Here is a 23,620-nt window from a genome sequence, read left to right on the forward strand (position 1 = left end):
GAAGAGGCTAAATGACTGCCTGATGGGATTTTCCTCCAAATTACGTTCCGGACAACAAAAAAAGCCGATCGCTTAACTTGCAGCGATCAGCTTCATGGATACAATTTCATTTCTGCCGGGGTCAATATCCAGCTTCAGTCTTGCTTTTTTTGCTTCGTATGTCAGGTGATATTCGGACTGCACTTCCGGCTGGCCCAGCTTTTTGATCGCTTGCTCGGGTTTGTCGCCGATCTTAAGTCCGTTCAATCCGGAAGCAGCGTCCAATCCGAACACCTCGACGAAATGGACGGCTCCTTTGCCGCTGAAACCGACAGAAACGCCTTCATATTCGTGGACATGAATTTGGCTGCTCTCTTCCTCCAGCAAGTAGCTGTCGAGCTCCTTGCCCAGCAGCGTTGTTACGGCCGAGACGCCGTCGCCAATTGCGATGCCATGCAGCGCAGGAACACTTTTGTTCCATTTGGTCTCATCTTGCTGGCCCGAGCCCGGATCACCCGTTCCGCCGCCCTTTTTGGCGGAAGAGGTCTCGGCGGACGAACCGTCGTCCGTACCTGCGAGACTGCCGCTCGGAGCGTCGCTGCCGACCGTTTTCGGATCAGCGTCTTCCAGGTAGGACTTCTGAGGGCCATCCGATGTAACTTCCTCCGCTATCACAACGTTGTCGTCGTTGCCGTTCTGCTGGTCCGGCTTAGCGGATTGGCAGCCTGCAAGGAGCAGCATAAAAGCCGTCGCGCAAATCATGAGCTCCTTGCGCCAAGGCTTGTCCATCGTATTCCTTCTCTTCATGTTTCCTACCACCGCCGTTCGTTAATGTCTATCTATTGTAACGTATTACAGGACTGGAAGGTTGCTGTTTTCTACAAAAAAAGGTTTGTAAATGATTCATGTATGACGCCGCCAACTCCAAGCCGGGCTTCTATTTGACAAGATGTTAGGTTGCGCGACGCGCCAATCCTATGGTACGTTATCGAAAAGGGAAAAAAAGCGGAGGTAATGGATGATGGAGAAGCTTAAGACACGCATATTGCAAGAATCGTCGGTAGTGTCGAGCGACGTGCTGCGGATGGACGCGATCATTAATCATATGGTAGACCCGGAGCTTACGATGGAGATGGGCCGCGAATTCGCAGCGCGGTTTGCAGAGCAGTCGATTACGAAGGTCGTTACGGTGGAGTCATCCGGCATTCCGGCCGCTTTTACAACGGCGTACGTCCTTGGCGTGCCGCTCGTGTTCGCCAGGCGCAAGAAGACGCTCATCGCGGATCCGGACGCTTATTGCGAGCGGGTCCCATCGTTCACCAAGGGAATGGTTACCGATATTATGGTATCCAAGCAGTTTCTAACGAGCGACGATCGGGTATTATTTATCGATGATATTATCGCTAATGGCGATGCGGCCAGAGGGTTGATCAAAATAATCGAACGTTCCGGAGCGGCCTTGGTCGGCATGGGAGTCGTAGTCGAGAAATCCTTCCAGGCCGGCGGCCGCACGCTTCGCGAAAGCGGCATTCGCGTAGAATCGCTCGTGCGTATTGCTTCGCTGGAGGGCGGAGAGATTACTTTTGAGTAAGATGTTCCAGCATGTTCGCTCTTTCCCAGCAGAATGATATGGCTTATAATAAACGTAAGTGATCGAGGGGAGGCACACTATCATGGAAAATCTATCTGCCGAGTTTATGAACGTGAAGTTAAATGACGCCAAGATCCATTTCGAGAGAGCGCTAGATTGCAAGCATACCGAATTCGATGATCTATATCCTTATATGATTGAGCATCCGCAATTTTTTTGGTACAAACGTTACGTCGCATGGTCCGAGCTATTGACGATCGTCAAGCTGTGCGACGAGTTGTCCATCGAGTGGAAGGACCAATTTACCGAGAAGCAAGCGGAGTATATCGGCAAGAGAGTCATGTCCTCCCGCGTGCTGGACGAATGGTACGAGACCAACGATTCCAAGGAGCATGTAGGCTAACAGCCAGGTTAAACTCATAAATGCACCATGGATGGAGTAGACCTCAATGATTTGCGCAAGCTGTCATTGGGGTCTTCGTCCGATTAACGAGCGATAGAATGCCGTCAAGCGGGAACTATACATAGGAGGTGTAGAGCAGCGATGATCTCGGAGGAACAACTGGATGCGTTTCGGCATTCGGGAGAGACAGTCAGAATTGTGCGGGACGATCTGGAGAGCAATGATGTGTCGGGCATTGTCGTCGCCTGGGATGACGTCTCCGTCATGATCCGCAAACCAAGCAGAAGAGTGGTCAAGCTGAGCAGAGGTTATCTGTACCAGCCTGCATCCGAGGAGCGAAGATCTCCGCTGGAATAATAGAAAATCACCACAAACTATGAGGAGTGATTCCATGAATTGTCCAGTATGCGATGATGTGCGAATGAAGGAAGTGCAGAAGGAGGATGTGCTCATCGACGTCTGTCCGGCTTGCAAAGGCGTATGGCTGGATCGCGGTGAGCTGGAGAAGCTGCTACAGGGCGTCCGCGAGGTGCGTGACGATTACGAACGGATGGAGCAAGAAATCCAGAACACGGGTTTTGGCGGCGTTCAGGCTCCGCCAAATGTAGATCAGGGTCAAGCCGGCTCGTTCGGCAACAGTCCTGGCGGACAAGCCGGTTATAGCGGCGCGCCTGCTCCTGGCGCAGGCGGGACGAGTCCGGGCTACGGGTCGGCTCCGGGTTACGATGGGACGGGGCGAGGCGGCTACCAGCCGCCGCCTTCGCAAGGCGGCAATCCCGGTTATCAGCAGCCTCATTCGCAAGGCGGCAATCCAGGCTACCAACAGCCTCCGGGCCAATACGGCCAGCCTGGTTACGGTCAGCCGGGCTATGGCTCTGCTCCTGGACAGGGTTATGGATACGGACAAGGGAACAGCAAGTACGGCTACGATAAGTACGGTCGTCCGTACAAGAAGAAAAAAACGATGCTGGACGTATTCGGCGATTTGTTCGACTAATTGAGCTGAAGCAGCACAGGGGCAGATTAGAGGGTAATCCTCAAGTTTGTATGCCATTTTCCGAAATCAAAAAACCTCTTCTATCCGTGTAAGCGGGTATAAGAGGTTTTTTTGGCGGTTGCCGGCCGAGCAGGAATGGCTGCAACTTTTGGTGCTGCACCCGAAAAAATCGGGTTACTTTGACACAAAAAAAGTTCGAAAATTGCTCCAAGAGCCAATTCGCGAACTTGTTGATATAGAGGTTGGTGCGGTCGAGAGGACTCGAACCTCCACGGCTGTTACACCACTAGAACCTGAATCTAGCGCGTCTGCCAATTCCGCCACGACCGCATATGTTGAATGCGCCAACAGAAGATAATATATCACATGACCCGATATAAGGTCAAGTTTTTGTTTCATTATTCCCCCAATCTTTCCTCGACCTAAAAAAAACACAAGCTCCGCAAAGCCATTCCATTGTCCGATGAACGTCATCTCCGTAGGATTAAGGTATGCCGGTGAACCAACAAATCAGCTTGCAACTTTACTATCGAAACGGAGGGCTCAACTTGCCGCATATTTCAATCCGCATGTACGAAGGGCGTACGGACGATCAAAAGGAAGAGATCGTCCAAGTGTTCACGAAGGAGCTGTCGCGCATCATCGAGAGAGAACCAGCATTTATAACGATCGAGTTTAACGAAATCCCGATCGACGACAATGCGCCTGCCAATCTGAGAATCAAGAGGTGAGAAAGGATGGCCAGTAAGCTGGAACCAAGAGGAGCGGGAGCAGCGCCATCCCCTCGTATAAGATCGGGCGGAGGCCAAGTGCTTCTGGGCTATATGTGGAAGTACAAAGCGTTGTATTTCATATCATTGCCGGGTTTGTTTTATTTCCTGTTATTCAAGTACGTACCGCTCATGGGCTCCGTTATAGCCTTCCAGGACTTCAATCTGTTTAGCGGCATAACGGGCAGCAAGTGGGTGGGGCTCAAGCACTTCGAGCGGATGTTCTCGCATTACGACTTCCTCAACATTTTAAAGAATACGCTGCTGTTGGGCATCTACGACATTCTGTTCGCGTTCACCGCGCCGATCATCCTCGCGCTGCTGCTGAACGAGGTAAGGCTCATGCTTTACAAAAAAATCATCCAAACGATTATGTACGCGCCGCATTTCTTGTCCTGGGTAATTGTAAGCGGTATCTTCGTCGGCATCCTGTCGCCGGAATCCGGTGTTCTAAATGTTATGATAGGCTGGTTCGGCATCGATCCCATCTACTTCCTTGGAGACGACTCCTACATTCGGAGCGTACTCGTAGGCTCGGGATTATGGCGAGATGTCGGCTGGGGTACGATCATCTATCTGGCGGCGCTCGCGGGCATCAATCCCGATCTGTACGAAGCGGCGGAGATTGATGGCGCCGGACGCTGGAAGCAGACGCTCAGCATTACGATCCCGGCACTGCTGCCGGTCATTACGATTCTGTTCCTGCTCAAGATCGGCGACTTCCTGGATTACGGCTTCGAGCGTGTGTTCGTCTTCCAGAATCCGCTTAACATCCGCAATAGCGAAATATTGGACACGTATATTTACAAAGCCGGCCTCAAGCAGCTGCAATTCAGCTACGCAACGGCGATTGGCGTGTTTAAATCCGTAGTCGGCCTGTTCCTGCTGCTCATCGCGAACACGCTCAGCAAGAAAGCGACCGGAGAATCACTGTACTAACGAAGGGGTGACCACGAGGTGAGACACGCAAGCGTAAGCAGGAAGATATTCCTGATCGCCAATTACTTGTTTCTGACGATGCTCGGCTTGACGATGTTCCTGCCGTTTATGAACGTCATCGCGCAATCGCTCAGCAGCGGAGGAGCAATTGACCGCGGCGAGGTCATGTTCTGGCCTGTCGAATTTACGACGCATTATTACAAATATGTTTTCGAGGATGTGTCCATCTGGCGAGCTTTCGCCATCTCCGTTTATATTACGGTAGTGGGTACGACCATTAACCTGGCGGCAACATCCACGCTGGCATATCCGCTCTCGCGGCAGGAATACGTTGGACGCCGTCTGCTTCTCATTCTGATTCTGTTGACCATGATCTTTAGCGCGCCGCTTATTCCGCAGTTCATCCTGATGCGCGAGCTTCATTTGACGAATACGTTATGGGCGCTTATGCTGCCGACGGCGATCAGCGCGTTCAACCTGTTCGTGCTTCGTTCCTTTTTCGCGCAGCTGCCGACGGAAATTATCGATGCAGCGCGAATCGACGGATGCGGCGAGACCAGAACGCTGTGGAGCATCGTGCTGCCGCTGTCCAAACCCGCTTTGGCGACGGTCGGCATCTTCTATTCGGTGACGAACTGGAACAAGTATATGGATGCGCTGTATTATATTAATGACCGGAGCTTGTACCCGCTTCAGGTAAAGCTGCGTGAGCTGCTCATTACGGACGATCTTGCCGATACCGGCAATCTGGCGTTCGAAGTGACGTCGCAATCCGTGCAAGGCGTGCAGATGGCCGTCATTCTGGTTGCTACGCTGCCCATTATTATGCTTTATCCGTTCCTGCAAAGGTTTTTTATCAGCGGCATGCTGATCGGTTCGATAAAGTCCTAAAAAAACGACAAGCCGACACAAAGACAGTCCATTGTGACGCCCGAAGCGAACCCAATATACTGGTAATGAGTTTGGAAGCGCTTTAGCGCAAAACCAACAACTTTAAGAAAAGAGGGGTAAACAATGACCAAATTCATGACTCGCGCCGGTATCCTGCTGACGACATTCGCCATGCTGGTCGCATGCTCCGGCAACAACGGAGGGAGCTCCAACACGGGCACAAGCACGGAAAAGCCGTCCTCCACGAACGCCGGCGCGGAAAAGCCCAAGGAGCCCGTTAAATTTTCGATTTCCATGAGAACGCTAAACGTAGCGTATGTCGAAAAACATCCCAACATCAACGATGACAAGTACGTTAAAAAGCTGGAGGAGATGACGAATGCCGATCTGGACATCCGCCTCATCCCGCATAACGAATATCAAGACAAGATGGTCCAGATGTTCGCGACAAACGATATTCCGGACGTCGTGCAAGGCAGCGGCGGCATCAGCGGCCCGGAGCTGGCCGGCGCGGTAGAGAACGGCGTGTTCCTTCCGCTTAACGATCTGCTTAAAGAGCATGGCCAGGATCTGCTGAACTTTATTCCGCAAGAAGCATGGGACCGGATGACGGATTCCAAGTCAGGCAATATTTACGGCATTCCCGAAGTACTTTCGAACCCGTCCCGCCGCGCAACCTGGATCCGAACAGACCTGCTCAAGAAAGTCGGCAAAGAAATTCCGACCACGGTCGAAGAGACGCTCGATGTGCTTCGCGCCTTTAAGGCTGCCGGCGTCGAGCAGCCGTTCGCAGGACGTCAGAACTTCAAGTACGCTGATACATTTTTCGGCTCTTACGACGTATTCGGTTATTTGAACCAATTCAAGCTATTCCCGGACGGACAAGTAAAACCAAGCTTCTTCGATACCGAGAACATGAAAAAAGCGATCGAGACCTACAAAACGATGTACGACGAAGGTCTCATCAGCAAGGAATTCGCTACGATTGAAAGCACCGACTTCCGCAGCAACGTCACAAGCGGCAAAGCCGGCATGTGGTCGATGAATGCCAACGAACTGCCGATCTGGGGCGCTCAGCTCAAGAACAACGTGCCCGATGCAGAGGTTGCTCTTATCCCGTCTCCCGTAGGAACGGATGGCAAAGGCGGATATGCCCACTACAACCCGGTCACTCGTTCGTTCTACATCAACGCGGCGGCCAAAGACAAAGCGGCGGACATCGTGAAGTTTTTCAACTGGATGGTAAGCGAGCAAGCGGAGCTGTTCTTCAGCTTCGGCATCGAAGGCGATGACTACAAAGTAGAAGGCGGAGAGCCCAAGTTCGAAGTGCCGACGGATACGGAAGGCACCGACAAGCTCCGGTATTTAAACGGTTGGCTGTGGATGATTCAGGATACAACGTATAATAAACGCGTATCCTCGCTCTCCGAATCCGGCAAACAAATGATCGACGCTTTCGACAACATGTTGTCCAAGGAAGGGCGCAGCGCCATCGAGTTCGACCCGCGTCTGGAAGCGCTCGTTCAAAACCCGGATCTAAATCCGAAATCCGACGAAATGCCGCCGCTCATCCTGGAACAAGTTCTTCGCATCGTCTACGGCAAGGACAGCATCGACTCCTACGACAAAGTGCTGGAGGAGTATCTATCCAAAGGCGGAGCGGATATTATCAAAGAAGCGACGGAGCGTTACAATAACAAAGAGAACGCGTTCGAATAGGAGGAAGGGGTAACCCGCTACCGCCAGCCAGAAGGCTCTCCAGCCCGGCACCGTGCCGAGCTGGAGGGCGTCTTGCCATCCTCCGCCCGTTCGCGAAAGCATACTAAGCAGAGAAGAGGGGATGTTCCATGTATCGTATCCTGGTTGTGGACGACGAGCCCATGATTCGCAAAGGATTGGAGAAGCTTATCTCCCAGACCGCCCGAGCAGAGGTTATCGTGGAAACGGCGGAGAACGGAGCCGACGCGCTCGATCGAATCCAGGCGAACAGACCGGATTTTGTCTTTACCGATATACGGATGCCCCGAATGGACGGGTTGGAGCTGTGCAAGCATATACGCGAAAATGACAGTTCAATCGACGTAGTCGTCGTCTCGGGCTACAGCGACTTCGAATACGCGCAGAAATGCGTCTCGTACGGCGTGAAGGAATATATTTTGAAGCCGGTTACGCGCCACGGCGTGGCTGAGACGATCGGCAAGCTTATTGCCGGGATGGCCGCCAAACGCTCCGTCGGCTTTATCCCGATGGCGGAGCAGGAAGCATGGATTGAACAGTTGGAGGAAGCGGTATGGCATCTGGACGAGCCGGCCCGATCGGTCGCCGCAGGGCGCATAAGGCAATATTGCGAGGAGCAGTCCATCTCGGCCGTTCAACTGCGCGACATGCTGTATGAAGTCATGCTCAAGCTGGTCAAAAACCTGAACAAACGCGATGTGTACAACTTCCCGGAGCCGACTGGGCCGGATGAAGCGGAGCCCGGACTGGATTCCAGCTTCCGCTGGATGGGGGCAGAGCTGGACGATGTGATGAAGCTGATTCGCGGCAAGCGCCGCGGCAACGTGAAGGATCCCGTCGAGGAAGTGAAACAATACATTGAGCAGAATTTGTCCAAGGAGCTGACGCTGGAGGACGTAGCGGATCGTCTGGGCCTCAATCCATCCTACTTCAGCCAGTTGTTTAAGCAGATGACCGACGAGACATTTGTACAATACCGGATCAAGCGAAGGATGGAACGGGCCAAGAAGCTGCTGGCGCTGCCTCATTACAAGATTACGGACATCTCGCACGAGGTCGGATATGCGGATCACCCCCATTTTACAAAGACGTTTAAGAGGATGACGGGTTGCACGCCATCCGAATACCGCGACATGCTGGGGATCGACTGATGCGCAAAAGTTTATCGAAGCAGCTGTTTTTTTATTTTTTTGTGCTTATTCTGTTCTCCATGTCCATGGTGGGCATCTTCTCGTACGTGGAATCGTCCAGGGCGATCGACGAGCAGGTGGAGAAATATTTGACGACGGTCATTAACAGCGCGTCCATGCAGACGGACAATCAGCTGCAGACGTTCGAGCGCGTGACGGATTCCATTTTGTCGCAGCAGCAAGTGAAGAAGTTTCTGGATATGACGCCAGGGGACAGCTACGCGTATTACGAGTTCACGAACGAGATTCGAAAAGATATTTTTAACAAAATTCATATTACGTACCCGACCCAAATCAATATGATTTATATTTTGGGGTATCACGGGCGTTCCATCTTCGATGGCAATCAAGGTTTTTCGTCCCATAGCGTCGATACGTCGGAGCGGCTGAAGGAGCTGAACGGGAAGACGGAGGATAACGGCCGAATCTCGATTTTAAGCACGAGTCTGCTGGAGAAGGATTCCGGGAAGGTCATTACGGTGACCCGCAAAATTAGAGGGTATTCCTCCTACAATATTAAAGGCGTGCTCGCCATCGAATTCCACGAGGAGCAGTTGACTCAGTTATGGAAGCAGATGGATCTCGGCGAAAACGGGTTCTTCTTTATTCTGGACAGCCAGGGCGAGGTCGTCTACGCGCCGGATACGGAGCCGATGAAACAATTGCTGGCGACGGCCACTCCCGGACGGATCGTAAACGGCGGAGAAGAGAGATTTATAGCGGACGTGGGCGGAGAGGAGAAAATGATCGTCTCCCGAAGGTCGGACTACTCCGGCTGGAGTCTGGCGATAGCTATGCCTTTAAAGGAGCTGCGCGCGCCGATCTCGGCGATTCGCACGACAACGATCGGAGTCGGCCTGCTGACATTGGCGATCGCGTTATTTCTCGCGCTGCGTTTCGGTCGGTCTATCGTAAAGCCCATACGCACGCTTATGAACGGCATGCGCGAGACGGAGAAGGGCAATTGGCAGACGGTGCAGGTAAAGCGTCGGGAAGATGAAGTCGGCGGCCTCGTCCATAGCTTTAATCTGATGGTCGGCCGCCTCTCGGAGATGATCGAGCGGGTGTATGACGCGGAGCTAAAGGGACAGAAGGCGCAGCTGGAGCTTCAGGATATCCAGCTGGAGCGCCAGAAGGCTGAATTCCAGGCGCTGCAGCTGCAGATTAATCCGCACTTCCTGTACAACACGCTGGAGACGATCAATTGTTACGCGATCGTACAGGATTCCGACGATATATCGGAGATCGTAGAGGCGATGGCGTTTATGCTGCGTTATTCCGTCCAGACGAATCTGGAGGAGAGCACCATTGTCAACGAGCTCAATCATGTCAGAAATTATTTGATTATACTCAAGCATCGAATCGGAAGAGAATTCGAGCTGGAGGTTGCGCTGGAGCCATCGCTGCTTCTCGAGAGAATGGTGCGTCTGACGCTGCAGCCTGTCGTGGAAAACGTGTTTCAGCATGCTTTCCCGAACGGAATCGAGCCTCAGCATGCCATCCGCATCGATGCGCGACTGGAGTCCGATCGATTGCTTGTAACGGTAGAGGATAACGGGGAAGGGATGACCGAGAAACGGCTGGCGAAGCTGCGGCAGCGGCTGAAGGAAAATCGGTTGGCTGACGATGAAGAGCCGCTGCAGACCAGAAGACGCGGCGGCATCGGCATACTGAACGTACATCGCAGAATCCAGATGGTTTATGGAGACGATTATGGCATTGAGATCGACAGCACGTTAGGTCAAGGCACCGTCATTACGATGGTGATGCCTCGCGAGCTTAACAACGGGAGATAACGGGAGGAGAATGGAACATGAACATGGATTTGACAGGCAAGATTGCATTGGTAACCGGGGCAAGCGGCGGAATCGGCAGAGGCGTGGCCGTGGAGCTGGCCAAACACGGAGCGAAGGTAGCCGTCAATTACTTGAGCAGCGAACAGGGAGCGGCAGAGACGGTAGCAGAAATCGAGGCGCTTGGCGGGAAGGCGCGTGCATTCCAGGCCGACGTGACGGATGTTGCGGCTATCGGCCGGTTGGTGTCCGAGATCGAGAACGCATTCGGAGGTTCCATTGACATTTTGGTCAACAATGCCGGCCATCTCGTGCAGCGGCTGGCCAATGCCGAGATGACGGAGGAGCTGTACGGCAAAGTGATGGACGTCAATCTTAAGAGCACCGTATTCGTCAGCAAAGCCGTTCTTCCCGGTATGAAGGCGAAAGGCGAAGGCAGAATCGTCAATATGACATCCGTTGCCGCCCATAACGGCGGCGGTCCCGGCGCGTCCATCTACGCGGCGAGCAAAGCGGCAGTGCTGTCCTACACGAAGGGACTTGCGAAGGAAACGGCGGGCGACGGCATTCTTGTCAACGCGATTTCGCCCGGCTTTATTGGAGGAACGGCCTTCCACGCAACGTTTACGCCGGATGCCGCGAGACAAGCGACGGTGCAGGGCATACCGCTGCGCAGGGAAGGAACGCCGGGCGACGTCGCCGGCGCCGTGTTGTATCTCGTCTCCGAGCTGTCCTCTTACGTAACAGGCGAGACGATCGAGATCAACGGCGGAATGTTTATGCGATGAGCGCGCCGAAGATGTCTCTGCGAGAAGGGAAAGATGACACGCTGGGTCGGCTTGTCTCCGAGCTGGATGCCATTATGGCGGCGAATCCGGAAATTCCGACAGAACCTGGCGGCTGGTGGCATCAATATGTCTGTCCGGAGCATCATACGGAGCTGCTGTTTGATGAGCTCAAGGAAGACGATGGACGATATGAATGTCCTCATGGCTGCGTGATGGAGGGGGAGCCTTACCATGGGGCGTGGCTCGTCTTCCGGCATCAGGCGATGGCAAGGTTCGCTTTGAAAGCCTCTGCCGTATTTGCGGCAACGGGCGAACGCCGGTACGGCGAGTACGGCAAGGGAATCATTGCCGCATATGCGAAACAGTTCCCGCTGTATCCCGTCCATCCGGACGCTCAGCCCTGGATGCTCAAGGGACGCGCCTTCCATCAGGCGCTGACGGAAGCGATCTGGGCAACGACGCTGCTGCGAGCCTATGTGCTGCTCAAAGACAATGGCCTGGATGTGGAGACGGCGCAAGATGATTTTAACAAATTTCTGGATATGCTCGGGAGCAGCATGGAGCAATACCATCATATTTTGACCGTGGAAAGAAATCAGCCGGAAAATAACTATACGGCCTGGTTAAATGCGGCTTTATGTTGCGTGTACGCCTCAAGCGGCGACGAGGTAAAGCTGCGTTCGCTGCTGGAGCGGAAGGGCGGTCTGCTCCACCATCTGGAGATTGCCATCCAGGCCGACGGGCTGGAGTTCGAAGGCAGCGTCTATTATCATGTGTTCGTGTTGCGAGCGTATATGATAGCCGCGGAGATGGCGACCAGATTCGGTATCGATCTCTATGCGATTCGCGGACAAGGCGCGCGGAGCATGGAAGGGATGCTGGATGTCCTGACGAAGCTTGCCGACGAACGGGGGTGGCTGCCTGCTCTGCATGACGGGCCGTACGGGAGAGCTCCATATAGCCGCGAAATCGTCGAAATTTTCGAAATCGGATATACGAAATATCGCAAGCCGGACTACAAACGAATTCTTGCCTTCTATTATAAGGAGTTAAATCCCGGGAGCGGACAACGAGACGGGCTTGAATACATGCTTTACGGATATCCTTGGGATCCTTCTGCTCCCCCAAATAAAGCTGAGGTTTATGAAGCGGGAGGACGTTCCTGCCTGCTGCCGGATAGCGGCTTCGCCGTATTGAGGCATCCCGATAATCAGCTGAGCGCACTCGTCGATTATGGACCGCATGGCGGTTCCCACGGGCATTATGACAAACTTAATCTAATGCTAAGCTTGGCGGGTTTGCCGCTGTCTCCCGACCCTGGAACCGTTCCGTACGGCTCCGAGCTGAAAAAGGGCTGGTATCCATCCACGCCATGCCATAATACCGTCAGCGTGAATCGGAGATCGCAGAACGAAACTGCGGGCCGCTGTCTGAGCTACAGCGCCCATGACAGCGTAGGCACATTTATAAGTATGGTCGCGGACGACGCCTATGAAGGCGCGGAGTTGAAGCGTCATGTAGCGGTCGTCTCGGATTATGTGATTGATTGGATGCAGGTGAGACTGCAAGAAGAGGGGGAGTTGGACTGGTGGTTTCACTTTCTTGGGGAGCCGGAGGCTGCGGGGGAAGAGAGCCTTTGGGAGCGAATGGAGCAGTCCGTCTCCTTAGGCGATAGAGACGGTTACCAGTATATAAAAGGGATCGGCAAGCTTCGTTCAGAAGCGGCAAGCGGAATCGACGAATACAAATACGCTTCATTCCGCATACGATCAACCGGTGACAGCATGGATGCCGAGATGAGCGAAGATTATCGCGCGAGAAAGCAAATAGATCGTACGGCTTCCATCTCGCTGATGTTTCCTTCGGGATCAACGTTGTGGCAAGTGGAGTCGCCCGGCACTGCGACGGATCCCAGCATGCCCATGAACGGTGTTATGGTACGTCATGTTGGCATAGCCATAGACTTGGTGGCCGTGTATCGGGCCGGCGCCGAACGGGCTGCGATTCGGTGGAGCAGCAACAACGACAACGGCTCCGACAGCGGAAATCGTGTGCTTGTCGTAACTACGGAAGCGGGTTGCCGGACGTATGAGCTGACGGAAAATGGATTAAAGGAAGGGGAGACGGACCTTTGAACCTGATCAAGCTGTTCGAGCCGCAGAGCGGCGTATTGTCGGTGCCGTATTCGCCGCAAGAAGGAACGAAGCTGCTGGAGAATCCGCCTCGTTTCACCTGGATGCCGGCTCTTGCGGAAGGCGGAACGTACATCCTCCAGCTGTCCTCTTCGCCTGAATTCGCGGACCGCGAGACGAACCAATTTCATCAAATTCCATACAACTTGTTCACGCCGGATGCGCCGTTGTCTCCCGGCACTTATTATTGGCGTTACGCACTGGCGCAAGCCTCCGATGGAGGCGAGAGAGCGAGCAGTTGGAGCAAAGTCCGATCGTTTGCAGTGGAATCCGGCCTGCCGGAAACGCCGTTGCCTGCACGATCGGTCAGATACGCGCATACTGGAGGTGCGCATCCAAGATTATGGCTGAGTCCGGACGGCGTCGCCGCTCTTCGGTCCCGTATCGCAAAGGATGCCGAATATTGCGGCTGGCATACGTTTTACGAAGGATCAGTAAAGCCATGGCTTTTGCGGGACCTTATCCCCGAACCCTCTCCCTATCCCGACAACAAACGTGTCGCGCATCTGTGGCGCAAGATGTACATCGAATGTCAGGAAATATTTTACGCCATACGCCATCTTAGCGTTGCCGGAGTGATCTTGCAGGATGATGTTCTATTGGCCCGCGCAAAGCAGTGGCTGCTCCATGCCGCATTGTGGGATGCCGAAGGGACGACGTCGCGGGATTACAATGACGAAGCGGCGTTTCGCATGGCAGGGGCTTTGGCCTGGGGTTATGACTGGCTGTACGACGAGATGACGGAGGAAGAGAGGCGGCTTGTTCGGGAGAAACTGCTTGCGCGCACGCGTCAGGTCGCCTTCCATGTGATCGACAGGTCGAAGATTCATCAGGTGCCGTTCGACAGCCATGCGGTCCGGTCCTTGTCCTCCGTGCTTGTCCCCGCCTGCATCGCGTTGCTACACGAAGCGCCGGAAGCGGCGGAGTGGCTGGATTACGCCCTGGACTATTTCTCTTGCCTCTACTCCCCATGGGGGGGAGAGGATGGAGGCTGGGCGGAGGGTCCGATGTATTGGACGACCGGCATGGCATTCGTGACGGATGCGCTTAATCTCATTAAAAGCTACAGCGGCATAGATCTGTACAAACGTCCTTTCTTTGCGCGGACGGGTGACTTCCCGCTTTATTGCGCCAGTCCGGATACCGTGCGGGCAAGCTTTGGCGATCAGTCATCGCTGGGCGAACCTCCGATTTTGAAGACGGGGTACAATATCCGGCAATTCGCCGGAGTGACGGGCAATGGTCTGTATCAATGGTTTTATGAGCAAACCAAACATAATGATCCCGATCCCGATTCGAAATTTTACAACTACGGCTGGTGGGACTTCCGATTCGACAATCTACAGTATCTGCACGACTATCCTGCCGTGGAGCCCATCCTTCCGGAAAATGGCGTTATTGAACCCGTGAAGTGGTTCCGGGATATCGGCTGGGTCGCGATGCATGATCGGATGGACGATCCCTCGGAGCATCTTATGCTGCTGACGAAGAGCAGCGGCTACGGCTCCATCAGCCATAGCCATGGCGATCAGAACGCCTTCTTGCTGCATGCGTACGGAGAGCCGCTGGCCATCGAGAGCGGTTATTATGTCGCCTTCGGCAGCACGATGCATAAGCATTGGCGGCGGCAGACCAGATCGACGAACAGTATACTAATCGATGGTCAGGGTCAATACGCCGGCGACAACAAAGCGATCTGCAAAGCGGCGTCAGGCGTCGTGGAGGAGGTCCGTTCCAACGCGGATTACGGCTACAGCCGATGCGACGCCACGGCAGCTTACAAGGAGAATGTCCCCTATCTGAAGCGATTCGTTCGAGAGATTTATTGGTTCGACCAATCGTATATCGTTATTGTCGATTATGTCGATCTGGAGCGAAAGGGGAAGATAGAGTGGCTGATGCATACTCTCTATGAGATGGAGCTGTCGAGTGCTTCATTTCTTGTGAGGGGAAAGAAGGCGGATATGGATGTCCGGTTCGTCTATTGCTCCTCGGGTCATCCGGTGCTCACGCAGCATGACGAGTTCACGGACGTGGATCCGTCCGAATACGAAGGGCAGCCGAAGCAGTGGCATCTGCATGCCGAGACCCCGGAAGCGGAGAGCCATCGGCTCGTTACGCTGCTCGTACCGAGAAAAAAAGGCGACACCAATTTCGTTTCGAGCTTTATGGATGACCAGGGCCATGGCGTGCATCTCTACTTCACTGGCGAGACCGGCAATACTCGAATGATCGAGGTTGCCAAAGGATATTGACGGTGATCTCACTTCTCACTTCGTATGAAACGCAAACAAGGTTCAAGCTTCCAGGCTTGGACCTTGTTTGCGTCTAACGCCTCTCCGCTATTGGACAAGAGATGTTTTTGTTGAATTTACGGCTGAAATAAGCGAATATAAGGATATTAAACTTTGCAAGCGTTTATCATTTCGACTGCAAGGAATTCAAGGCGGTCGTATTCGGAATTAATTTAATGACTAAATTATAAGGGCGGAAAAGCGGGGAAATCCGTCTTGCGGAGGGAGCGGGAAGAGTGAACGGAATTCGGACGCACGGGCTCGCTTTCACCAATAAGTTGTTTATAAAGATTTTATTATGTTTTCTTTCGCTGTTAGTGCCGATTGTCATTATCGGCTCCTTTGTTTACAACGACGTCAAGGGACTTGCCGAAAGGGATGTGTCCCAGAAGCTGGCGAACAATTTGGTTTCGTCGATACAAACGATCGATCTGCATTTGGGCATGGCTCATTCTACGATTAACAATTTGCTGATCGGGGACATTATCCAACAGCATTTGCGGCCTTACTCGGAACTGGGCGATACCGGCAAGATGAATATGCAATTGATTGTCCGGGCGGTTGGCGCGCACCAGAATACGTACAGCTCGTTTATCGAAAGCATATTTCTGTATATTGACAAGGATAAGGTATACACTGGCGACGGAGTCATCGACTTCCCGATATTTTTCGAAAAGTTTTATCGCAGCAGCGAATACGACATGGGATATTGGTCGGAACAATTGGAGAAAAGCGACTTCTTCAAGCTATTGCCGGCTACCGTCATGAAAAATTACGGGAATACGGGGAAGCGGGTCATTCCCAGCGTGACGACGCGCTACATAAACGGCGAATTGGCGACGATGGTGACGAGCTTGTCGCTCAGGGCGGTTGAGCAAAATTTGCGCAGTCATTCCATCTATGACTCGACGGGTTATCTGGTGCTCGATCAATATAAGGATTCGATCATCAACGATCGTGTTGACGACGCTTCCATCGACCTTATCCGGCAGGAGGTTACGGAGCCCGGGCAAGCGGAATTTCTAACTGTGAACGGTAAACGTTCGCTGGTGATCCTGACAGGCTCGGAGGACCTCGGCTGGGACTATTATTCCATTACGCCGGTTGCTTCGTTTAGTCATGAATCGCAACGAATTCTTGATTTGCTTATTTGGATATGCATCAGCCTGATGATCATCGGCATATTTTTTTCGTTCGTCTTCAGCGTGCATTTATATAATCCGATACGGAATATCCACAATATTTTGACCCGCAACGAGCTTCGCGATAAGGCTGTTTACGAACGCCGCTCCAATGACGAATTAAAGATGATCGGCAATCGAATCTATCAGCTTATGAACCAAAACAATGAAGCGGTCAATCAGTTGAATCAATATTCCAACGAGCTGCTGGATCATTTTTTTATTACGCTGATTAACGGAAATCCGGCGGCTCAACTGGGGACGACCAGACAGATGCTGGACAAAATCGGCTTCCAGGGAGGAAGATACTTGTGCTGTTGCTTTATGTTCCAATACAAAGAGCGCTTTAACAGCGAAATTAAAAAGCCGGAAAGGGCGCTTATCCAGGATAAACTTAAAAACGTGCTTTGGGGGATCATGCGTCAATATGTGACCTGTTATACGGTTAAGCATGAACAGAACTTTTACGTTTGTCTGATCCAGCTTCAATCGCAGGAAGACCGTGCGCAGCTTAACAGGGCGCTCGACAATATTAAAAACACGTTCGCCTACGACATGGTTTATTGCGAGCTGACAATCGGACTTGGCAAGGTGTACGATTCCGTGCATGATCTGGGCAAATCCTATAACGACGCGCTTACCGTCATTAACCGGATCGACGGGGATTCATCCATTCAGATCGTGGACGCGGTTGATATCAGGATCGAAGGCACCTATTACTACTCGTTCCCCGACCAGAAAAAAATAGTCAATGTGCTTCGCGCGGGCAACCGGGAGCAACTGGAGGCGGAAGTACGGGACTTGATCGAAATGAACGTGAGCCGCAATGTCGCTTATAAGTATATGGGCATGCTGCTTGTAGAGCTGATGAATACCGGCATCCGGTATTTGAACGAAAAGCAGATGAACCGTCAGAAGCTGCTCTCGCTCAGCGAAGAAACGGTGCTCGGCGGTCCTTTGCTTAACAATGAGCTGGAGGAGCGGGTAGGCCTCCTTCTTGATTTTTATATGCGAATTATCGACGAGTCCGAAGCAGGGAAAATAGAAAATCGTAAGACCGAAGCGGTTGTCGCCTCGATCACGCAATATATTGAACTGCACTTTGCCAAAGATATCTACCTGGAGACGATCGCGGATGAAATCGGGCTTTCGGCAAAATATATATCGCGTTTGTTCAAGGAATCGACGGGCGTCACGATTTCCGATTATATCAATGGCTTTCGCATGGACAAGGCGAAGCAACTGCTGGTCAACACCGATATGAAAATCACGGATATAGCGGAGCAAGTCGGAATCAACAGCCGTACGACATTTCTCCGCGTCTTTAAAAAACATGAAGGTTTATCGCCAACGGATTACAGAAATGTCCGTCCTGCCGGGCAAAAACACGATTAGTGGCCTTTTTGGTCACGTGGAAAAATGAATCGTCAACGACAAGGAGCCGAAATGGAGCATAATGCTCCCTTTTGGCTCTTTCGGCATAGAGGCATCCCGGCTTACACTAGGCTCGTAAACCAAACCAACAAAAACGGAGGTCGAAACATGAATTTCAATGCGACAGGATTGAAAAGGAACAAAAGCCGGGTATTGCTCGCAATGTGCGTCATTTTGACGATGGGACTCACGGCGGCTTGCTCCGGCGGAAATGCCGGCTCAAACGAGCCATCGGCAAAACCTCAGGAAACGGGCGGCGCGTCGAACGATTCCGGAAAAGGCGCCGAGCCCGAGCCGTTAACGCTTACCTGGATGCGTTATGAGCATCCGAATCAGGCGCTCCCGGAAGACGCCACGATTATTAAAGAGATTGCGCGTCTTACGAATGTAACCATCTCGCTGCAGAGTGTTCCGCAAAGTAATTACGAAGACAAGAAAAAAACGTTGATCGCAACAAATAATGCACCGGATATTATGTTGGTAAAGCAGGACGATTTGTCCAACTTTGCCGATTCGGGCATCTTCCTGGATCTTACACCTTATTTGGATCGAATGCCTAATTTCAGCAAGGTGCTTGAAGAGAAACCCGAGATCAACAAAAATAAAATCGACGGCAAGCTGTACGGCTTCCCGCTTGTACAAAAGCTGGCTGCTTCGCAATCCGGTCAAGTGCCTGTCATTCGGGTTGATCTGCTGGAAAAACATAATCTGGAGGTACCTGCAACCTATGAGGAGCTGTACGAAGTGTTAAAAGCGCTGAAAAGCGAATATCCGTCCTCCTACCCTTTTGCCAGCCGCGCGGCAAACGGCTTGAGCGGTACGGAAAACTTGATTAATCCCATCGCCTTTGGTTTTGGCAGCGGTTATACCAACGTAAACGGCGCCAAGGTTTATTACGATCCTCACGCGGGAGAATATCGATTCGGGCCTTTCTCGGAAGCGTTTAAAGAGGCCATTGCCTACTTGCGCAAGCTGTACGAGAACAACTTGCTTGATCCGGACTACACGACGGCAACCTCGCAAATTTGGCAGGAGAAGCTGAGCTCGGGACAATCCTTTTATTATCAGGACAACACCGGCTTTGGCGTTAATTTCAACAAGGCGCTTCAGGAGAAGGATCCGGACGCCAGATTTGATTTGCTGCCGATGCTGGAAGGCGGAGACGGCAACGGCGTCAAGCGGGGCGAGCTGTACCAGTTGGATCATTTGTCCGAATCGTATGCAATCAGCGCCGATGTTAAGGATCCGGAGAGAGTCGTCGAGTTTATGGATTGGCTGTACTCCGATGAAGGCGTCAAGCTGACTTCATGGGGAATCGAATCCGAGCACTACACGATGGAGAACGGCGAATTTAAGATCAACGATGCATTTTTCAGCAAGTTCCTCGATGCTCCAAATCCATATCTGGCAAAGGATAGCGAGCTGGGTACCGGTTATTTGGGATTGTCCCTGCATAACGACGCAACGTACGACTTGAACAGCCAGCCGGAATTGATGCAGGAATGGACGCGCAAAAACATTCAGGCGGTTGAAGACGGCCTGGCGTTTAGAATGCCTTACGACCCTTCCTTTACGCAAGAAGAGCGCGAAGAACTGAAAAAGCTGAGAACGAAGCTTGATGCGTACTTGACGCAAACCATGGATAAATTCATTATGACCAAAAACGGTCTGGACGAGTGGGACAGCTTCCTGGAGCAGTGCCGCAGCAATGGCGCCGAAAGAATCGTGGAAATTTACAACGCCGCGCTGGCTAGAGCGAAGTAAAAGTTTGGAGGTCGATCCGAATGTCATCAGAGCGCGCTTCGAGGAGCGGTTGGCTGCAGGTCAGCAGAAAGCTGAACAAAAGCAAGTTTCTGTACGCCATGCTGGTATTGCCGATTTCGTATTTTCTCGTTTTTCATTATGCTCCGATGCTGGGCAATCTGATGGCTTTCCAGGATTTTTCGATCAGAAAGGGGCTGCTCGCCAGCCCCTGGGCCGGCTTCAAATATTTTGAACAGTTTCTGTTTGAGCCGTATTTCTGGAAGGTCGTTAGAAACACCTTGCTGTTGAATCTGTATTCGCTTATTTTTTATTTTCCTGCTCCGATTATATTTGCCATATTGGTTAATGAGCTCATTGGCAGCAAGTTCAAACGCGTCATCCAGACCGTTGCTTACGTGCCTCACTTTTTGTCTACCGTCGTTGTCGCGGGCATGCTGGTCAACTTCTTGTCCGTATCGGGACTGATCAATGAAATCATTACCTGGTTCGGCGGCTCCGCGCAAACGTTTCTGTCCCAGGCGGATTGGTTCCGTACCATTTTTATCGGCTCCGAAATTTGGCAAGGTTTGGGCTGGAGCTCCATCGTTTATTTGGCAGCCTTGACTGCCATCGACCCCGGTCTTTATGAAGCGGCGACGATCGACGGCGCGAACCGCTGGCACAAGATCAGGCACATTACGCTTCCCGGCATCTCCGCCGTAGCGACGATAATGCTGCTATTGTCCATTGGACAAATGCTATCGGTGGGCTTCGAGAAAATATTGCTGCTTTACAGCGGTCCAACCTACGAAACGGCTGACGTGATTCAAACCTACGTGTACCGCAGGGGACTGATCGACGCCGACCTTAGCTTTGCGGCGGCGGTAGGCATATTCCAGTCCGTCATCTCGTTGGTTCTGATCGTTTCTGCCAATCAACTCTCCAAAAAAATTAACGGAACAAGATTATTTTAAGAGATAGTTCAAAAGGTCCATAACGGAGGGACGACATGCTGAAACGGAAAATGGGATGGTTCGATTACTTAAACGTCCTGCTGATGCTGCTTATAATAGTTGTTATCTTTTATCCGATCTATTACATGGGAATTGTTTCGGTCAGCTCCGGTCTGGCCGTTCAGCGTGGAGAGGTGTATCTGTTTCCCGTGGATTTGACCTGGAAGGCCTATGAAATCGTATTAAACGACCCCATGATTTTACGCTCTTACGCAAACACGCTGTTGTATACCTCTCTCGGCGTTCTCATTAATTTGACGCTGACGATCATGTGCGCCTATCCGCTCTCGCGGAAGCACTTGTACGGCAAGGGGATCATTGCCTTTTTTGTGATCTTTACGATGTTTTTTGACGGAGGTTTGATTCCAAGATATATGGTGGTCCATTCGCTTAACATGGTCAACACCATATGGGCGATCGTTTTGCCGACAGCCATTAGCGTTTTTAATCTGATTTTAATGAGAACCTTTTTCGAAAATATTCCGGATGAGCTTCATGAATCGGCGATTGTGGACGGCGCCGGGGAGGCGCGCACGCTCCTGCAAATTATTTTGCCTTTGTCCATGCCGGTCATAGCGACGATCTTTATTTTTTATACGGTAGCCCATTGGAACAGCTTTTTCCCGGCGCTCATCTACCTGAACGAAAAAAGTCTGTACCCGCTGCAAATTATTGTGCGGAATATCGTCATTCAGGGCGAGCTCGCCGCTCAGGTTACGGAGATGGGAACCAGCGAAGGCATGTCCGTGATGGCGCTTAACGTGAAATACGCGGTCGTATTTATTGCCATATTGCCCGTATTGGCCGTCTATCCGTTCGTGCAGCGCTTTTTCGTACAGGGTGCGATGCTTGGCGCCGTAAAGGGATGACCGCTTCCGTGCTCCCCGTAGACAATAAAGCGGCCCATCTGCTATAATCCAGTTAACTTAATGAATAAGTTATAATATGATTATTCATGAAAATACCTGATCAAAATTAACGGGGGGACGGGTTTGATGAGTCATTATGCATTAATCCAATTAATAAGAAAATATCCTGAATTGGCGGAATGCGAGGCGGATATCGCCGCTGCCGCCGACACTATCGCGGCAAGCTACAGGGCAGGAGGCAAGCTTCTGCTGTGCGGCAATGGAGGCAGCGCATCCGATTGCGATCATATCGTCGGTGAGCTTATGAAGGGATTTATGTCGAAACGACCTTTGCCGGAAAAAGTACGGTCGGCGTTCTCGGCGCAATTTCCGGAGAACGGCGACTATTTGAGCGATCATTTGCAAGGCGCCTTGCCCGCCATTTCTCTAAACGGATCTTCCGCCTTGGCTAGCGCCTATGCTAATGATGTGGCCGCCGATATGGTATATGCCCAGCAGGTATACGGATACGGGCAGCCGGGAGACGTATTGCTGGGCATCAGTACTTCGGGCAATTCCGCCAATGTCATTCGGGCGCTGCAAACGGCCAAAGTCCGTAAGCTGACAACGGTCGGATTAACGGGACGAAGCGGAGGCAAGATGTCCGACCTGTGCGATATTGCCATTAAGGTGCCATGGGACATAACGCCGGACGTGCAGGAACGGCATTTGCCTATTTATCATACGCTTTGCATAATGCTGGAAGATTATTTTTTTCTTCAGGATTGAACAATTAAAAACGTCAGGGGGATGGAGATGGATAAAACAGTAAAATGGGGAATTCTCGGCCCGGGTAAAATTTCGGACACATTTGCCGGGGAACTAAGATTTGCGCCTGAAGCCCGTATCGTTGCGGTCGGTTCGCGCTCGCTAATGCGAGCGGAGGCGTTTGCGGCGAAGCACGGAATCGAACGCGCCTACGGCAGCTATGAGGAACTGGCCCGCGACCCGGAAGTGGACATTGTGTATATCGGGACGCCCCATCCGATGCACAAGGAGGACGCGTTGTCCTGTCTGCGGGCGGGCAAGGCGGTTCTTTGCGAAAAAGCGATTGCGATGAACGCGGCAGAGCTGCAAGAGATGATCGATGTGGCCCGGGCTAACGGAGTGTTTTTGATGGAGGCGATGTGGACGCGGTATTTGCCGGCGATTGCCAAAGTGAGAGAGTGGCTGGCGAGCGGAGTGATCGGGGATATCGGCTTGGTCGATCTCCGCTTCGGCAATATGTCGGCATGGGATCCTTCCAGCAGACTGTTCGATCCGGCACTGGGCGGCGGCACGCTTCTTGACGTAGGCGTATATTGCGTTTCCTTTGCATCGATGGTGCTGGGACGAGAGCCCGATACTATACAAAGTCTGGTCAAGATCGGTACAACTAGGGTAGACGAAGTCTTTACGGCGTTGTTCGGGTACGACAATGGGCAAATGGCCTCCATTATGGCCGGTCACCGCTTGAAATCGAAACACGAGGCGGTCATTCTGGGCTCCGAAGGCGAAATACGTATTCCCGACTTTTGGAGGGCCAAGTCTGCGACTTTGACCCTGCATGGACGCAGCGTGGAAAATTTCGTCGATACCTTGGAGCTGAGAGGCTCCTTGCACGAGGCGAACGAAGCAATGCGCTGCGTCAAGGCTGGCAAGCTGGAGAGCGACATTATGCCGCTTGCGGAATCTCTTGCGATTATGCGGACGATGGATCGCCTGCGGGCCGATTGGGGCTTGCAATATCCTTCCGACGCCTTGGCGGGAGGGATTAGAGCTGACTAAAGGAACGCTG

At 52.3% G+C, this 23,620-nt stretch carries 19 protein-coding genes, 1 tRNA gene and 1 pseudogene; 19 read left to right on the forward strand and 2 right to left on the reverse strand.

Annotated elements, in window-relative coordinates:
- Positions 1–72: 72 nt before the first annotated feature.
- Positions 73–786, reverse strand: coding sequence for a hypothetical protein (locus H7F31_RS17185; RefSeq protein WP_187099768.1), 714 nt, complete (start codon positions 784–786; stop codon positions 73–75).
- 214 nt (positions 787–1,000) lie between these two features.
- Here H7F31_RS17185 and H7F31_RS17190 point away from each other — a divergent pair, with 214 nt between their 5' ends.
- The 4 genes and pseudogenes from H7F31_RS17190 to H7F31_RS17205 all read left to right on the forward strand — a co-directional run.
- Complete coding sequence (locus H7F31_RS17190; protein WP_087571065.1) at positions 1,001–1,570, forward strand: xanthine phosphoribosyltransferase; 570 nt, start codon at positions 1,001–1,003, stop codon at positions 1,568–1,570.
- Positions 1,571–1,652: 82 nt separating this feature from the next.
- Positions 1,653–1,973, forward strand: coding sequence for a hypothetical protein (locus tag H7F31_RS17195; RefSeq protein ID WP_187099769.1), 321 nt, complete (start codon positions 1,653–1,655; stop codon positions 1,971–1,973).
- 141 nt (positions 1,974–2,114) lie between these two features.
- Complete coding sequence (locus tag H7F31_RS17200) at positions 2,115–2,330, forward strand: hypothetical protein (protein WP_187099770.1); 216 nt, start codon at positions 2,115–2,117, stop codon at positions 2,328–2,330.
- A 34-nt stretch (positions 2,331–2,364) separates the two neighbouring features.
- A pseudogene (locus tag H7F31_RS17205) lies at positions 2,365–2,535 on the forward strand (zf-TFIIB domain-containing protein); the annotation flags it as partial.
- Positions 2,536–3,213: 678 nt separating this feature from the next.
- Here the strand turns inward: H7F31_RS17205 and H7F31_RS17210 are convergent.
- A tRNA-Leu gene (locus H7F31_RS17210) sits at positions 3,214–3,300 on the reverse strand.
- A gap of 218 nt (positions 3,301–3,518) precedes the next feature.
- On the opposite strand from H7F31_RS17210, the gene H7F31_RS17215 reads away from it, so the two are divergent.
- The 15 genes from H7F31_RS17215 to H7F31_RS17285 all read left to right on the forward strand — a co-directional run bounded on the left by H7F31_RS17215 (position 3,519) and on the right by H7F31_RS17285 (position 23,610).
- Positions 3,519–3,701, forward strand: coding sequence for a tautomerase family protein (locus tag H7F31_RS17215; RefSeq protein ID WP_187099771.1), 183 nt, complete (start codon positions 3,519–3,521; stop codon positions 3,699–3,701).
- Between the two features lie 6 nt (positions 3,702–3,707).
- Positions 3,708–4,679 (forward strand): ABC transporter permease, encoded by a 972-nt coding sequence (locus tag H7F31_RS17220; protein ID WP_187099772.1) that lies wholly within the window; start codon positions 3,708–3,710, stop codon positions 4,677–4,679.
- Between the two features lie 78 nt (positions 4,680–4,757).
- Complete coding sequence (locus H7F31_RS17225) at positions 4,758–5,570, forward strand: carbohydrate ABC transporter permease (protein ID WP_397374714.1); 813 nt, start codon at positions 4,758–4,760, stop codon at positions 5,568–5,570.
- Positions 5,571–5,693: 123 nt separating this feature from the next.
- Positions 5,694–7,289, forward strand: coding sequence for an extracellular solute-binding protein (locus H7F31_RS17230; RefSeq protein ID WP_187099774.1), 1,596 nt, complete (start codon positions 5,694–5,696; stop codon positions 7,287–7,289).
- Between the two features lie 128 nt (positions 7,290–7,417).
- Positions 7,418–8,458, forward strand: a complete 1,041-nt coding sequence (locus H7F31_RS17235; RefSeq protein WP_187099775.1) for a response regulator transcription factor — start codon at positions 7,418–7,420, stop codon at positions 8,456–8,458.
- Positions 8,458–10,293: a sensor histidine kinase gene (locus H7F31_RS17240; RefSeq protein ID WP_187099776.1), complete on the forward strand. Its 1,836-nt coding sequence runs from the start codon at positions 8,458–8,460 to the stop codon at positions 10,291–10,293. The genes H7F31_RS17235 and H7F31_RS17240 overlap by 1 nt, the downstream gene beginning before the upstream one ends.
- A gap of 17 nt (positions 10,294–10,310) precedes the next feature.
- The gene (locus H7F31_RS17245) at positions 10,311–11,078 is read left to right on the forward strand and encodes an SDR family NAD(P)-dependent oxidoreductase (RefSeq protein ID WP_187099777.1); all 768 of its coding nucleotides are present in this window, start codon (positions 10,311–10,313) and stop codon (positions 11,076–11,078) included.
- Positions 11,075–13,213, forward strand: a complete 2,139-nt coding sequence (locus H7F31_RS17250; RefSeq protein ID WP_187099778.1) for a heparinase II/III domain-containing protein — start codon at positions 11,075–11,077, stop codon at positions 13,211–13,213. Before H7F31_RS17245 ends, H7F31_RS17250 begins: the two co-directional genes overlap by 4 nt.
- A 2-nt stretch (positions 13,214–13,215) precedes the next feature.
- Positions 13,216–15,525 (forward strand): DUF4962 domain-containing protein, encoded by a 2,310-nt coding sequence (locus tag H7F31_RS17255; RefSeq protein ID WP_187105407.1) that lies wholly within the window; start codon positions 13,216–13,218, stop codon positions 15,523–15,525.
- A gap of 275 nt (positions 15,526–15,800) precedes the next feature.
- Positions 15,801–18,140, forward strand: a complete 2,340-nt coding sequence (locus H7F31_RS17260) for a helix-turn-helix domain-containing protein (RefSeq protein WP_187099779.1) — start codon at positions 15,801–15,803, stop codon at positions 18,138–18,140.
- 147 nt (positions 18,141–18,287) lie between these two features.
- Positions 18,288–19,943, forward strand: coding sequence for an extracellular solute-binding protein (locus H7F31_RS17265; protein ID WP_187099780.1), 1,656 nt, complete (start codon positions 18,288–18,290; stop codon positions 19,941–19,943).
- A gap of 20 nt (positions 19,944–19,963) precedes the next feature.
- Complete coding sequence (locus tag H7F31_RS17270; protein ID WP_187099781.1) at positions 19,964–20,896, forward strand: ABC transporter permease; 933 nt, start codon at positions 19,964–19,966, stop codon at positions 20,894–20,896.
- 35 nt (positions 20,897–20,931) lie between these two features.
- Complete coding sequence (locus H7F31_RS17275) at positions 20,932–21,804, forward strand: carbohydrate ABC transporter permease (protein ID WP_087567614.1); 873 nt, start codon at positions 20,932–20,934, stop codon at positions 21,802–21,804.
- A gap of 126 nt (positions 21,805–21,930) precedes the next feature.
- Positions 21,931–22,572, forward strand: coding sequence for a D-sedoheptulose-7-phosphate isomerase (locus H7F31_RS17280; protein ID WP_187099782.1), 642 nt, complete (start codon positions 21,931–21,933; stop codon positions 22,570–22,572).
- A gap of 27 nt (positions 22,573–22,599) precedes the next feature.
- Positions 22,600–23,610: a Gfo/Idh/MocA family protein gene (locus H7F31_RS17285; protein ID WP_315970496.1), complete on the forward strand. Its 1,011-nt coding sequence runs from the start codon at positions 22,600–22,602 to the stop codon at positions 23,608–23,610.
- Positions 23,611–23,620: the final 10 nt, after the last annotated feature.

It is taken from the genome of Paenibacillus sp. PAMC21692 (genome assembly GCF_014303795.1).
Taxonomy (GTDB): Bacteria; Bacillota; Bacilli; order Paenibacillales; family Paenibacillaceae; genus Pristimantibacillus; species Pristimantibacillus agaridevorans.